General features: G+C 67.1%; 12 protein-coding genes. 10 read left to right on the forward strand and 2 right to left on the reverse strand.

Annotated elements, in window-relative coordinates; all coding sequences use genetic code 11:
- Positions 1-1,746 (reverse strand): DUF5671 domain-containing protein, encoded by a 1,746-nt coding sequence (locus FBY30_RS08815; RefSeq protein WP_142135057.1) that lies wholly within the window; start codon positions 1,744-1,746, stop codon positions 1-3.
- Positions 1,743-2,225, reverse strand: a complete 483-nt coding sequence (locus tag FBY30_RS08820; protein WP_142132532.1) for a hypothetical protein — start codon at positions 2,223-2,225, stop codon at positions 1,743-1,745. Before FBY30_RS08820 ends, FBY30_RS08815 begins: the two co-directional genes overlap by 4 nt.
- Before the next feature lie 159 nt (positions 2,226-2,384).
- Here FBY30_RS08820 and FBY30_RS08825 point away from each other — a divergent pair, with 159 nt between their 5' ends.
- From FBY30_RS08825 to FBY30_RS08870, 10 genes are all read left to right on the forward strand, one after another.
- Positions 2,385-2,990 carry a helix-turn-helix domain-containing protein gene (locus FBY30_RS08825; protein ID WP_142132533.1) on the forward strand — a complete coding sequence of 202 codons (606 nt, stop codon included), beginning with the start codon at positions 2,385-2,387 and terminating at the stop codon, positions 2,988-2,990.
- A gap of 163 nt (positions 2,991-3,153) precedes the next feature.
- Complete coding sequence (locus FBY30_RS08830) at positions 3,154-4,485, forward strand: MFS transporter (protein ID WP_142132534.1); 1,332 nt, start codon at positions 3,154-3,156, stop codon at positions 4,483-4,485.
- A gap of 11 nt (positions 4,486-4,496) precedes the next feature.
- Positions 4,497-5,894: an FAD-dependent oxidoreductase gene (locus FBY30_RS08835; protein ID WP_142132535.1), complete on the forward strand. Its 1,398-nt coding sequence runs from the start codon at positions 4,497-4,499 to the stop codon at positions 5,892-5,894.
- Positions 5,891-7,144 (forward strand): CaiB/BaiF CoA transferase family protein, encoded by a 1,254-nt coding sequence (locus tag FBY30_RS08840; RefSeq protein ID WP_142132536.1) that lies wholly within the window; start codon positions 5,891-5,893, stop codon positions 7,142-7,144. Before FBY30_RS08835 ends, FBY30_RS08840 begins: the two co-directional genes overlap by 4 nt.
- Positions 7,141-7,944, forward strand: coding sequence for an enoyl-CoA hydratase-related protein (locus FBY30_RS08845; RefSeq protein WP_142132537.1), 804 nt, complete (start codon positions 7,141-7,143; stop codon positions 7,942-7,944). Before FBY30_RS08840 ends, FBY30_RS08845 begins: the two co-directional genes overlap by 4 nt.
- Before the next feature lie 45 nt (positions 7,945-7,989).
- Positions 7,990-8,940, forward strand: coding sequence for a dihydrodipicolinate synthase family protein (locus tag FBY30_RS08850; protein ID WP_142132538.1), 951 nt, complete (start codon positions 7,990-7,992; stop codon positions 8,938-8,940).
- Positions 8,940-9,740 (forward strand): SDR family oxidoreductase, encoded by an 801-nt coding sequence (locus tag FBY30_RS08855; RefSeq protein WP_142132539.1) that lies wholly within the window; start codon positions 8,940-8,942, stop codon positions 9,738-9,740. Before FBY30_RS08850 ends, FBY30_RS08855 begins: the two co-directional genes overlap by 1 nt.
- A 28-nt stretch (positions 9,741-9,768) precedes the next feature.
- Positions 9,769-11,238: an aldehyde dehydrogenase family protein gene (locus FBY30_RS08860; RefSeq protein ID WP_142132540.1), complete on the forward strand. Its 1,470-nt coding sequence runs from the start codon at positions 9,769-9,771 to the stop codon at positions 11,236-11,238.
- A 5-nt stretch (positions 11,239-11,243) separates the two neighbouring features.
- Positions 11,244-11,564, forward strand: a complete 321-nt coding sequence (fdxA, locus tag FBY30_RS08865) for a ferredoxin (RefSeq protein ID WP_142132541.1) — start codon at positions 11,244-11,246, stop codon at positions 11,562-11,564.
- A 280-nt stretch (positions 11,565-11,844) separates the two neighbouring features.
- Positions 11,845-13,215: an MFS transporter gene (locus FBY30_RS08870; RefSeq protein WP_142132542.1), complete on the forward strand. Its 1,371-nt coding sequence runs from the start codon at positions 11,845-11,847 to the stop codon at positions 13,213-13,215.
- Positions 13,216-13,272: the final 57 nt, after the last annotated feature.

Consider the following 13,272-nt stretch of genomic DNA (forward strand, 5'->3'; position numbering starts at 1 on the left):
CTAGGGCCGTAGGACCCGGCCGGGTGCCGGACCGGCAGGAACCGCAGCGCCGGGAGGTATCAGCGGGACAACCTCCAACCGGGTTCCCGGCCCCGCGATTACCAGGACCTGCTGCCCGGCAGTGGCTTCCAGCGCCGCCGCAACCTGCCGGATGACGTCCCCAGCCACAGGCGAAAGATCGGACGACGGCGGAAGTCCGGCGCCGCCGTCGTCCGCCCTCAGCCAGGTGGTCACCTTCGCCCCGGTGGCGTCAGCGATGCCGCGCGCCAGGGCCTCCGGGTCCACGGCATCAGGGCGGTAGCCGCTGACCAGGGTGACCCGCTCGATCACCCTCTGGTGTACGGGGGCCGCCGCGGCAAGCAGTGTCCGGTCATGACGCCACAACGCAAAGTGGTAGCCCGCCACAAGCCCGGCGGCCACCAGGAGGCCCAGCGGTGCGCGGATGCGGTCCAGGACGCTGCCGCCGCTGACCTCGCCCAGCAGGAATTCGAAGAGCCGGTAGCCAATCACCAGCAGCGTAATGAGTGCCACCACCGCGCTCACGCCAAAAAATGCCACCAGGTACACGCGCCGGCCTGGCGGAATCTCATCCGCGCTCCGCGGCTGGTGCCGGGGCTTCCACGCCAGCCACCACACCGGCGCACCCACCGCCAGGGAACTGATGCCGCCCAAAAGAAGGGTCCGTGTAGCCCTGCCCGCCAAGGGCGATACGGCTGCAGCCAGCAGTGCGTTGACCACAACGCCAACACCCGACGCCGCAGCGGCAAGCGCCACTGCCGACGTCACCAGGAGGCTGGCCCGCCGGGTCCTGGTGGAACGGTCCACGGACGTGCTGCGGTGGTAGCGCCACACCAGCGCCCCGATGGTCGCGGCGGCGATGGCAGGAGCGAGTGGTTCAAGCAGGTTGTCCAAGGGATCGCTGCGGTCGAACGCCAGCCGCAGGAGGACGAACAGGATGACGCCCAGCCCGCCAAGGGCGGTGATGCCGGCCAGGAAGATGCCCACGCCAATGATGGCGACGTCCACCAGGCCGGTCTGGAAGCGCCGGCCGCCCTCCCGGAACCAATGCCACCACCACACCAGCGCGCCGCCAGCTGCCCAGACCAGGGACCGGAGGACGTCAACCCACCAGGGCTCAAAGGCGGCGGTTGCCGTGAAACCGCGGATCGCGACGTCCAGCAGTGCGCTGAGCGCAGCGATCGCGGCACCGGTGCCCAGCAGCAGCCCAAAGACGGAGCCGACGACGGCGCGCACGTCCTCGAGGTGGCGCGACGCTTTGCCGGGGTGCTTCCACATCCACCGGTGCCACCACCAAATGGCCGCCCAGACGACCCCGGTGGCAAGCGGGGACGGCCACTGGCTCTCCTGGGTGCCAATGAAGGACGTGGCAAGATCCAGCAGCGACGTGCTGGCAATGATAAGCGAGACGGCGTACATGCCGGTCAGGTAAAGGCCCCAGCCGGGCGCCCTGCGCTCGGCTTCGTCGTCGAGCCGGCGCCATACGAACCACCAGAGCAGCAGTGCCAGTGGGCCGCCGATCAGGGTGAAGGCCAGGGACAGGGCCAGCCCGGTCACGTCGCCGGAGACCAGGGTGGTTGCCGTACGGAAAAGGCGCTCCAGCAGCCCGCTTACACCTGACGCGGCGATGACCACCAGCGCGAACAGCAGGACGTAGAGGATCAGCCGGCGGAGGGTTGCCAGGCTGCCTGTTGGCGTGGGGACCGTTGGTGCTGCCGGCGCCGTCATTGCTTCACCGGCGCAACGGTGCAGTCCACCAGTGGGTACGGCGGCTGGTCGATCAGCCATTTCCCGTTCACCTTGAGGAGTGAGAAGGCGTCCTCAGTCTCATACTCCGACGGGCCGAAGGGTCCGCCCTGGGACGACCGGACAATCGAAACCCTCACCGTGGCTGAATTGGTGCGTTCCGTCGTCGAAACCAAGACGACGCGGGCCGGTGCCGGCTCGCTGACGTAGGCACCCCGGCACCGGCTCTTGGCACCCTCGGTGAGGTAGGACTGGGCGGTGGCCGTGTCGCCGTCGATCACTGCCCTGCTGTACCGCTGGACCACGCCGGCCGGGCTTGCCTCGTCCAGCGGTGCCGGCTCGCCGCGGGTGAACACCACGGCCAGGGCCACCACCACCAGCAGCACCACCACGCCCACCAATGCGAGCAGGACCCGGTCCGGTCTTCGCCCAGTGCGCTCCCTGGCCGCAGTCTCGTCCATGGCGCAAGTATGGGGCAGGGGAAGCGGTTCCGCTCGTGTCTTTCGGCCCGCTTTTAACGCGTCTCAGCAGAATCTTCAGGATAATTAGGAAAAGGGGTTGTTTTAGTAAAAATCTTCACTATAGTTGTGTGAGTCAGCTCACCCGATGAAAGACAACCGATGACCACCGAGAGTAGCACCACCGCGGCGCCGGCCACCAGCGAACTGCTGGCCACGGTTGGCAACAAAGTGCGGGCCATGCGCAAGGAAAAGGGCATGACCCTGGCCAAGCTCTCGGACGTCACCGGACTCAGCCAGGCGATCGTCAGCCAGATCGAACGCGGAATGGCCAACCCGTCCTTCACAACCCTCGCCCAGCTGGCCCATGGACTGGACATCCCCGTGGGAAGGTTCTTCATTGGCCAGGATCAAACCAAGTCTCCCGTCGTCCGCAGATCCGCACGGCGGAACCTGAAAAACGTCACCCGCGAATCCGTGGGGGAGGCAGTTCACGAACTGCTTACCCCGGACCGTGACGGCACCATCGAAGCGCAATGGATCATGACGCCCCCAGGGCACGACACCAGCGCAACACCCTTCACCCACAGCGGGGAAGAGTTCTGCTACATCATTTCGGGCCGGAAGGACGTCTACTTGGACGGCGTCTGCTACAGCCTGGAAGAGGGCGATTCCATCACCTATCCGGCAGAGACCCCGCACTGGTACAAGAACAGCTACGAAGAGGTATGCGTAGCCATCTGGGTAAACGCACCACACAAGTGGTAGGCCTGCCGGTCCCCGCCGGCGCCTGCGTTTCCCCTTAACTGTCCGGACCCAATCCGTGGCCCCGGACAATCCTTGCCACCTTCGCATCATGCGCCTCCTCCAACAGGCGCCGCTGCGTCATACCCTCCTGCGCCCTCCCCGGCGCCAGCGTAAGGACACTCCCATGCTCGACATCCAAGCGACGGACAACGCTGTACCGTCATCCCGCTCCACCACTCCATCCCCCCGCAACCGCGACAAATTCACCCCCGAAGTCCGCAAGGGCCTCCTGGGCCTGGGGCTGGGCAACGCCCTCGAATGGTACGACTGGATGGTCTTCGGCCTCCTGTCCGCCTTCATCGGCCCCAACTTCTTCCCCAACACCGAGCCCCTCTCCGCCACCCTGAACGCGCTGGCCGTGTTTGCCGTCGGATTCGCCTTCCGTCCCCTGGGCGGCATCCTGCTGGGCACCTTGGCAGACCGCATCGGCCGCCGACGCGTGATGCTGCTGTCCATCATGCTTATGGCCGGCACTACCCTGGTCATCGCCATCACCCCCAGCTACGCCACCATCGGAGCCTGGTCCGGCATCATCCTGGTGGCCTGCCGCATCCTGCAGGGCATTTCCACCGGCATCGAAGCCCCGCTCTCCACCTCCCACGCCGTCGAACTGGCGCCCGAAGGCCGCGAAGGCTACGTGGCCGGCATCATGTCCTTCTACGTCAACATCGGCATCCTGCTCGCCTCCCTGGTCAGCTTCGTCTGCAGCCTGGCAATCGGCGGTGCAGCCATGGGGGAGTGGGGCTGGCGCGTTCCGTTCATCATCGGGGCAGTCTTCGGCTTCGTGGTGCTCTACCTGCGCCGCTCGCTGCCGGAAACCCTCAAGGAAGAAGAGCGCGCCACCAACACGGCCAAAACCGTATGGTCCGGCGTGGGCAAGCACTGGCTCTCCGTCCTGGCCATCGTCTTCGTGGTGGGCGCCGCCCAGGCCTACAACTACGCCTGGAACGTGGGCCTGCCCAGCGCAGCCCGCAGCGGCTTCAAGGAAGACCCCACCGCAGTCTTTGCCCTCACCACCATCCTGGGCGTCATCCTGGTGGTGGGAAGCTGGATCATCGGCAAACTGGCCGACGGCCGGTCCATGTCCCGCTGGTTCCTGGTGACCCGCATCCTGGCCATCCCCTCCGTGTTCCTGATGCTCCTGTACGTCCAGCCGGGCATCGGCGGGTTCGCGGCGGTCCTGCTGGGCGGCTCGATTGTCCTGGTCCTGAACATGACCCTCTACAACGTGGTCAGCTCCTCCCTGATGCCCAAGAACATCCGCGGCACCGGCGTGGCCCTGGGCTACGGCATCGGTGTGGCCATTTTCGGCGGCACCGCCTCCTACCTCCTTGTCTGGCTGCAGTCCCTGAACCTCACCTGGGTCTTCCCGGTCTACGTAGCCGTCCTCTCCATCCTCAGCATCGTTTTCTACCTCGCCGCACGCCGCTCCAACGGCATCTTCGTCGGAAAGTAAGGACTTCCCCCATGAACAACACACCCAGCTTCACCGCGCCCAAAACCGGTTCCCTGGAGCTCTCCACCACCACGGCGGACCTCACCGCCCCGGTGATCTCCCGGTCAAACGTCCTGGTGGTTGGCGGTGGTCCCGCAGGCGTGGCCGCCGCCGTCACCGCCGCCCGCTCCGGCGCCAAGGTGACCCTCCTGGAGCGCTACTCCTCCCTGGGCGGCCTGGCCTCCGGCGGCATGGTGCTGGTGCTGGACGACATGATCAACGGCCAGGACATCACCGTCACCGGCATCGTGTCCGAATACGTGGAACGCCTGCAGAAACTGGGCCTGGCCATCGTCCCGCCCGCCGAGGACCGCCGCACCTCGGAGGAACTGTGGAACAAGTGGGGCCGCTACGGCACCTTCGACTTCCACTCCCACACCAACCCCAAGCCCATCTGCTACGCCGCGGCCTTCGATCCGGACGGCTGGAAGCGCGCCTCCAACGACCTGGTCCGCGAGGCTGGCGTGGACCTGCGGCTGCACTCCTGGTTCTCCCGCCCCATCGTGGACAACGGCGTGATCAAGGGCGTCATTTGCGAAACCAAGCTGGGCCCGCAGGCCTTCATGGCGGACGTGGTCATCGACACCACCGGCGACATCGACGTCGCCTCCCGCGCCGGCGCCAGCTACGCCAAGGACAACTACCTCACCACCCTCGTCTTCCGGCTGGGCAACGTGGACACCGCCGCCGCCGAAGCCTTCGAACAGGCCAACCCCAAGGAAGCCCGCGCCATCAACCGCAAGATCAAGCGCCTCCTGGGCGGCGCCTGGGAGCTGTGGTGGCTCAAGACCCCCATCGACGGAGTGGTGTGGTGCAACGCCCCGCACATGACCGGCTTCGACGGCGTGGACCCCGCGGACATGACCGCCGCTGAATTCGCCGCCCGGGACAAGATCTCCGAGGCCGTGGACTATGTCCGCGCCAACCTGCCCGGCTTCGAGAAGTGCTACATGCTGGACGTCGCCTCCCAGATGGGTGTCCGCCAAACCCGCCTGCTCCAGGGTGAGTACGTCATGACCAAGGACGACGTCACCTCCCGCCGCCACTTCCAGGACAGCGTGGCCCGCGGCCGCGACTACTACTACCCCTACCGCTCGCTGCTTCCCAAGGAAGTCGACCAGCTGCTGGTGGCCGGCCGCCACTACTCCGCCACCCCTGAGGCGCAAAAGATGTCCCGCGAAATCCCGCCCTGCATGGCCATGGGCCAGGCCGTCGGCGTCGCCGCCGCGCTCGCCGTCGAGTCCGGCGTGCTGGTCCGGGACGTAGCGGCAGCGGACATCCAGCAGGGCATGCGCCGGCACGGCGCGGACCCCGGCGACGTGCCGTCGTCGAACGCCACCCTGGACGCTGAAGCCGCGGTGCTGGCATGAGCGCGGCAACGGTAGAGCGGGTGGAGGAACGCACGACGGCGGCGGGCACCAATGCGGCTGCCTCGCCGGTGCCCCTTCCGCTGGAAGGCATCCGGATTGTGGACTTCACCCAGGTGTTCATGGGGCCTTCCTGCACCCAGCTTCTGGGCGACTACGGCGCGGACATCATCAAGGTGGAGCGGCCCGGCGCGGGCGACATTTCCCGCAACTCATTTCCCGACCAGGACGGCCAGGACAACCCGATCTTCCTGTCCATCAACCGCAACAAGCGCAGCGTCTCCGTGGACACCAGGACAGACGAAGGCCGCGAGGTGCTGCACCGGCTCCTGGCTGACGCCGACGTGGTGGTCAGCAACTTCCGTTCCGGCGTGATGGAACGGATGGGCTTCGGCTATGAGGACCTGAAGGTGAAGAACCCGGGCATCATCTGGGCTTCCGGCACCGGCTTCGGCCCGGTGGGGCCGTACTCGCACAAGGGCGGCCAGGATGCCATCGCCCAGGCCTACTCCGGCGTGATGTGGCGCCGCGAATCCGATGACCAGAAGCCGGCCATCTACCCCACCACCCTCTGCGACTACATCACCGGCATGCATCTGATGCAGGGCATCCTGCTGGCGCTGCGCACCCGGCAGGCGTCCGGCGCGGGGCAGAAGGTGGAAGTGACCATGTACGACTCCATGCTGCACCTGCAAATGCAGGAGGCCTGCATGCAGCTCAACCGCGGCTACGAGGTTAACTGGGGCGCCATGCCGCTGAGCGGCGTCTTCGAAACCACCGACGGTGCCGTGTGCATGGTGGGCGGCTTCACCCCCGACCCGCTGGCCCGGATCTCCGACGCCCTGGGACTGGATGAGGACCTGACAGAACGGCCCGGGTTTGCCACGCTGGAGCAGCAGTTCAAGAACAAGCCCGCCCTGCAGGCCATCTTCCGCGAGCACTTCGCCACCAACACCACCGAGTACTGGACCGGAAAGCTGGAGGAACAGGGGCTGCTCAACGCCCCCGTCCACACTCTGGAACAGGCGCTCGCCGATGCCCAGACCGAGGCGAACGGAATGATCGTGGAGGCCGAGCACCCCAAGGTGGGCACGGTGAAGATGCTCAACGCCCCCATCCGGCTCTCCGCCACCCCGCCCGTTGTCCGCCGCGTGGCACCGCGCCTTGGCGAGCACAATGTGGAGGTCCTGCTGGAAAACGGCTTCGACGCGGACACTATCGCCCGTTTGCAGCAGTTGGGGGTCCTGCGGTGACGGCCGTGGCAGAGCGCGTCGACGAGGTCACCCTGACGATCAACGAGGGCGTAGCAACTGTCACCATTGACCGCCAGCACGTCCTCAACGCCGTCGATGGCACCGCGCAGGCCCGGCTCAACCAGATCTGGGAGCAGCTGGAACAGGACCCGTCCGTGCGGGCCGTGGTCATCACCGGCGCCGGGCCCCGTGCCTTCTGCGTCGGCGCGGACATGTCCGCCTCAGCCGTGGACAAGACCGGCCTGGAGTACTGGGCCGGCCTGGACCCCAACGGCTTCGGCGGCCTGAGCCTGCGCACCACCCTGGACATCCCCGTCATTGCCAAGGTCAACGGCTACGCGCTGGGCGGGGGCATGGAGATCGTCCTGGGGGCGGACATCGTTGTGGCGGCGGACAGCGCGAAATTCGGGCTGACGGAGCCCCGGGTTGGGCGGTTGGCGCTCGACGGCGGCATCCACCAGCTGGTGCGCCGCGTCCCCTATACCCAGGCGATGGGCATGCTGCTCACCGGCCGGAAGGCCGGTGCCGCCGAGATGCAGACCATGGGCCTGGTCAACGAGGTGGTTCCTGCTGACGAACTCGACGACGCAGTGCAGCGCTGGGTGGACCAGATCCTTGCGTGCGCCCCCACCTCCGTCCGGGCGGTCAAGCAGATGGCCGCCCGGACTTCGCACCTGACGGCAGCCGAAGCGCGCGGCCTCCGGCTGCCGGCCCTCATGGCCGCCCTGGACAGCGAGGACTCCGCCGAAGGCGTCCGCGCGTTCCAGGAAAAACGTCCGCCGGTGTGGCCGGGCTGCTGACCACACGTTTCCCACTAACAGTTCCAACAAAAGAAGGACCCACTCATGCCGCAATCCGCCGCGCCTGAAAATCGCGAATCCCTGCCTCCGGGAGTGTGGGGCGTCGTCGCCACCCCGTTCCAGGGCAGCACCCTGGACGTGGACCTGGACAGCCTCTCCGACCTCGTGGAGCGCTACGAAACCATCGGTGCCACCGGCCTCACGGTCCTGGGCGTGTTCGGCGAGGCTGCTTCCCTCACAGTGGAGGAGCGGCGGCAGGTCCTGGAAATCGCCGTCGAATGCACCAGCCTGCCGCTGGTGGTGGGCGTGACCGCCCTGGCCACCCGGCCAGCCATTGAGGAAATCTGTGCAGCCCAGGAGGCAGCCGGTAACCGGCTCGCCGCGGTCATGGTGCAGGCCAACTCACCAAAACCGGACGTGGTGGCCGCCCACCTGGACGCCATCCACCGGGCAACAGGCGCCAAGGTGGTGCTGCAGGATTACCCCCTGGCCAGCGGCGTCAGCATCTCCACCGATGCGCTGATTGCGGTGGTCAAGGCGAGCCCCGCCGTCATCGCCATCAAGGCCGAGGCGCCGCCCACCAGCGTGGCCATCGCAACACTCAGCGCCGCCACCGGCATTTCAGTTTTCGGCGGCCTCGGCGGCCAAGGCCTGCTGGACGAACTCCTGGCCGGAGCCGCAGGAGCCATGACCGGGTTCTCCTACCCGGAGGCGCTAATTGCGTGCGTCCGGGTCTGGCAGCGCGAAGGCTACGCAGCCGCCGCAGCCCAGCTGGTGCCTTACCTGCCGCTCATCAACTTCGAGCAGCAGGCCAAGGTGGCCTTGGCCATCCGCAAGGAATGCCTGCGCGAACGCGGCTGGATCAAGGACTCCGGCGTCCGCGCCCCGGCGGCCGCATTCCCGGAAAACCTGCGGCATGCCATGTCCGCGCACCTCCGCGAAGCCGCCACGGCGCTCAAGCTGACCCGCACCCCCGTTCCGGCCGGGAGCCACTGATGGATCTCGTTATCTCAGGACGGACTGCACTGGTGGCGGCCTCCACCGGCGGACTGGGGCTCGCCGTGGCACGGGCACTCGCCGCGGAAGGCACCAAAGTTGCCATCGTAGGCAGGCGGCGGGACCGGGCCCAGGAGATCGTGGGCGAGCTGCAGGCAGCGTACGGGGACCTTCCCGGTTTCGGGGCCATCGCCGTTGAAGCGGACCTCACCGCTCCCGGGGGAGTGGAAGCGGCAGTAGCGCAGACCGAATCCGGCCTGGGACCGATCGACATCCTGGTCCTCAACGGGCCCGGACCCAAGCCCGGGGCGGCCGCCACGCTCGGGTCCGAGGACATCGCTGCCGCATTCAACACCCTGGTCAGGCCGCACCAGGCGCTGGTGTCCCTGACCCTTCCCGGGATGCGCGAGCGGCGGTGGGGGAGGATCCTGGCCGTCGGTTCCAGCGGCGTGGCGGCGCCCCTGCCCAACCTGGCCATCTCCAACACCGGCCGCGCCGCGCTGGCCGCCTACCTCAAGACGCTGGCCGCCGAGGTGGCGCTGGATGGAGTCACGGTCAACCTGCTCCTGCCCGGCAGGATCGCCACGGACCGGGTTACCGAACTGGACCAGGCAGCGGCCAAACGCCGCGGCACCACGCTGGAGGAGATCCGGCTCGAATCCCGCAAAACCATCCCTGCGCGGCGGTATGGGGAACCCGCCGAATTCGGTGCCGCTGCCGCCTTCCTGTGCAGCGCACCGGCGTCGTACATCACCGGCGTGGCACTGCGGTGCGACGGCGGCCTCATCCGCAGCCTCTAGCCCCACCCACCATCTTCGAAGGAACGCCATGACCTCCACCGCACTGGACCCCCAAACCACCACCCACTCGCACTTGACCGCCCAGCACCTCATCAACGGCCAGTGGCTGGGCGAGGCAGAAACCCGGCGGATGAACCCCGCCCGGCCGGATGAGCTGGCGGCACTGTCGCCTAGCGGCACCGCCCAGGACGTGGACGCGGCCATCACCGCCGCCGCAGCGGCGCAACCAGGTTGGGCGGCACTGCCCGCCCCCTCCCGCGGCGCCATCCTCCTCGCCGCCGGGAACCTGCTGATCGAACGCCAAGCCGCGATTGCCGAGGACCTGGTCCGCGAGGAAGGCAAGACCCTGGCCGAAGCCAAGGGCGAAGTGAAGCGTGCCTCCGACGTGCTGCGCTTCTTCGGCTCGCTCGGCTGGGCCGCCACCGGCGAAGTGCTGCCCAGCGGCCTGCCGGACACCACCATCACCACGCGGCGCGAGCCGTTGGGCGTCGTCGGCCTGATCACCCCGTGGAACTTCCCCATCGCCATCCCGGCCTGGAAAACGGCCCCGGCGCTGATCAGCGGCAACGCCGTGGTGATCAAGCCCGCCGAGCTCACCCCACTGTCCGCCACGCACTTGGCGCGCGCCCTGCAGGACGCGGGACTGCCGGCCGGCGTGTTCAACGTGGTCCATGGCAAGGGCCGTGTGGTGGGCGACGCCCTGGCCCGTGATCCGCGCATTGCCGGGATGTCCTTTACTGGGTCCACCAATGTGGGCCTGGGCCTGCAGGAGATCCTCAACGGCCGGCGCGCGCGGGTGCAGCTGGAAATGGGAGGCAAGAACGGCGTCCTGGTCCTGGACGATGCCGATCCCCGCAAGGCAGCACAGGTGGTGGCGGCCGGCGCTTTCGGCCTCACCGGCCAGGCCTGCACCGCCACATCCCGCGTCTACGTCACCCCCGGCATCCGCCCCGCGTTCTTGGAGGCGCTGGTAGCTGAGGCTGCAAAGTACACCCCGGGCGACGGTCTCGAATCGGCGATGGGTGCGGTGGTGAGCCCGCAGCAGTTCGAGCAGGACCAGGCAGCGGTGCGTGGCGCCGTCGAACGTGGCGCGACCCTCCTGCACGGAAAGTACGACGGCGATTCCTCCGAAGCGCTGTTCTTCCCCGCCGCCGTGCTCACCGACCTTGCCTTTGACGACCCGGCCGTGACCGAGGAAATCTTCGGCCCCGTGGTGGCCGTCCTGGAAGTACCCGACTATGAGGCGGGCCTGGCCGCGATCAACGACTCCCGCTACGGCCTCACAGCCGGCATCTGCACCGATTCGCTGGCACTGGCCACCGACTTCTCCGCCCGGGCCCAGGCCGGGGTCATCAAGGTCAACCGGCCCACCGCCGGACTGGACCTGAACGTGCCGTTCGGCGGCGTGAAGGACTCCTCCACCAACACGTTCCGCGAACAGGGCAGGTCCGCCCTGGAGTTCTTCACCTGGGGCAAAACCGTCTACACGGGTGTGTAGTAGCCATGACATACGTGATCGCCCAGCCCTGCGTGGATGTGAAGGACAAGGCCTGCATCCAGGAATGCCCGGTGGACTGCATTTATGAGGGCGAGCGCTCCCTCTACATCCACCCATCCGAGTGCGTGGACTGCGGTGCGTGTGATCCCGTGTGCCCGGTAGAGGCCATCTACTACTCTGACGACGTGCCGGACGAGTGGGCAGACTACGTCAGGGCGAACGTGGAGTTCTTTACCGAGTTGGGATCACCGCAGGGCGCCTCCGTCCTGGGAAACCTGCACCGGGACCACCCGCTAGTCGCCGCCGAACCAGTCCCTGCCCGGTAGCTCCCGCCTACATCCTGCACCTCAGTGGCCGCCAAGCCCTTCCGCTTGGCGGCCACTGCTGCATTAATTGCCCAGTTTCGCGATTGTTACAACGATGTTGCTGCCAACGCAAGCGGCCAATCCGCCCCGGGTTACGCCTTGAAGTGCGCGACCCTGGCTCTTACCGCCGTTGGCAGAAGAAATAATGCTTGCCGGACCTATTGACTGTGTCGCGCGTCACGGCCTATCTTGAAACAACCACGTTGCAAGCAATGCAACTCCAACTTTCATTGGTGGTTTCATGAGTACCCAACAAAACTCACCCCGGATGGATGCCGTTGCCGCTGACGCCAACGGTCCCGCCCGGGCTGGCAATGGTGCTGACAGTGCTGTTGCCAGCAAGGACGTCCGACGCCGGGTGGTAACCGCGAGCTTTATCGGCAACTTCGTCGAATGGTTCGACTACGCCGTGTACGGCTACCTGGCGGCGGTCATTTCCTCGGTGTTCTTCCCCGAAGCGGACCGGCAGACCGCGTTGCTGGCAACCTTCGCAGTCTTTGCCATTTCCTTCTTCGTCCGTCCCCTGGGTGGCTTCTTCTGGGGCCACATCGGCGACAAGCTGGGCCGCCGCAAAGCGTTGTCCCTCTCCATCGTCATCATGTCCGTCTCCACCTTCTGCATCGCCCTCATTCCCGGCTACGGCACGATCGGACTGCTGGCCCCGGTCCTGCTGCTCCTGGTCCGCGTGGTCCAGGGCTTTTCGGCCGCAGGGGAGTACGCCGGAGCCTCGGCCTTCCTGGTGGAATACGCACCGGCCAACCGCCGCGGCCTCTACGCCGCCGTCGTTCCGGCCAGCACTGCGGCCGGCCTGCTCCTTGGCTCACTGATCGCGGCACTCCTCAGCTCGGTGCTCAGCACCGAACAGCTGCACGACTGGGGCTGGCGGCTGCCGTTCCTCCTGGCCGCACCCATGGGCCTGATCGGCCGCTACATCCGCACCAAGCTGGAGGACACCCCTGCCTTCCGCGCCCTGGCCGACCAGGAAGAATCCGCCCCCAAGGCTCCAGCGCTGGACATGTTCCGGACCTACCGCAAGCAGCTCGTCATCGCCTGCGGCGCGGTGCTGCTCAACGCCGTCGGCTTCTACGTCATCCTCAGCTACATGCCCACCTACCTCTCCGAGGAACTGGGCTTCGGACCTACCGAGTCCTTCCTGGCCACCACCATCGCCCTGGCCAGCTACATCGGCTTTATCTTCCTGACCGGCCTGGCCTCGGACCGGTTCGGCCGCAAGCGCATGCTGATCAACGCGTCCGTGCTGTTCATGCTGCTGACCGTGCCGGCCTTCATGCTGCTGGACACCGGCAACTTCCTGGTGATCGTCCTGGTCCAGATCCTGCTGGGCGGCATGCTCACCCTGAATGACGGAACCCTGCCCAGCTTCCTGGCAGAACTGTTCCCCACCAAGGTCCGGTACAGCGGCTTCGCCGTCAGCTTCAACCTCTCCAACGCCCTGTTCGGCGGCACCGCACCGTTCATGGCCACCCTGCTGATCGGCATGACGCAGAGCAAGCTGGCGCCCGGCTGGTATCTCGTCGCTGCCGCTGCCGTGTCCCTCACGGCGGTGCTGTTCGCCGCCGAGACTTCCCGGAAACCCCTCAAGCACCTCTGACCAAGAGGCCCCACGCCAACCCGGCGACCAAGACCAACCCTCATTACGCAAACCAAC

This window comes from Arthrobacter sp. SLBN-83, from assembly GCF_006715285.1.
GTDB lineage: Bacteria > Actinomycetota > Actinomycetes > Actinomycetales > Micrococcaceae > Arthrobacter.

What these genes read in the sequence shown, in the direction of transcription:
- FBY30_RS08870 (WP_142132542.1), top strand. Translation starts at nt 11,845, where the DNA reads ATGAGTACCCAACAAAACTCACCCCGGATGGATGCCGTTGCCGCTGAC.
- FBY30_RS08830 (WP_142132534.1), top strand. Translation starts at nt 3,154, where the DNA reads ATGCTCGACATCCAAGCGACGGACAACGCTGTACCGTCATCCCGCTCC.
- FBY30_RS08850 (WP_142132538.1), top strand. Translation starts at nt 7,990, where the DNA reads ATGCCGCAATCCGCCGCGCCTGAAAATCGCGAATCCCTGCCTCCGGGA.
- FBY30_RS08840 (WP_142132536.1), top strand. Translation starts at nt 5,891, where the DNA reads ATGAGCGCGGCAACGGTAGAGCGGGTGGAGGAACGCACGACGGCGGCG.
- FBY30_RS08825 (WP_142132533.1), top strand. Translation starts at nt 2,385, where the DNA reads ATGACCACCGAGAGTAGCACCACCGCGGCGCCGGCCACCAGCGAACTG.
- fdxA (WP_142132541.1), top strand. Translation starts at nt 11,244, where the DNA reads ATGACATACGTGATCGCCCAGCCCTGCGTGGATGTGAAGGACAAGGCC.
- FBY30_RS08855 (WP_142132539.1), top strand. Translation starts at nt 8,940, where the DNA reads ATGGATCTCGTTATCTCAGGACGGACTGCACTGGTGGCGGCCTCCACC.
- FBY30_RS08820 (WP_142132532.1), bottom strand. Translation starts at nt 2,225, where the DNA reads ATGGACGAGACTGCGGCCAGGGAGCGCACTGGGCGAAGACCGGACCGG.
- FBY30_RS08815 (WP_142135057.1), bottom strand. Translation starts at nt 1,746, where the DNA reads ATGACGGCGCCGGCAGCACCAACGGTCCCCACGCCAACAGGCAGCCTG.
- FBY30_RS08860 (WP_142132540.1), top strand. Translation starts at nt 9,769, where the DNA reads ATGACCTCCACCGCACTGGACCCCCAAACCACCACCCACTCGCACTTG.
- FBY30_RS08835 (WP_142132535.1), top strand. Translation starts at nt 4,497, where the DNA reads ATGAACAACACACCCAGCTTCACCGCGCCCAAAACCGGTTCCCTGGAG.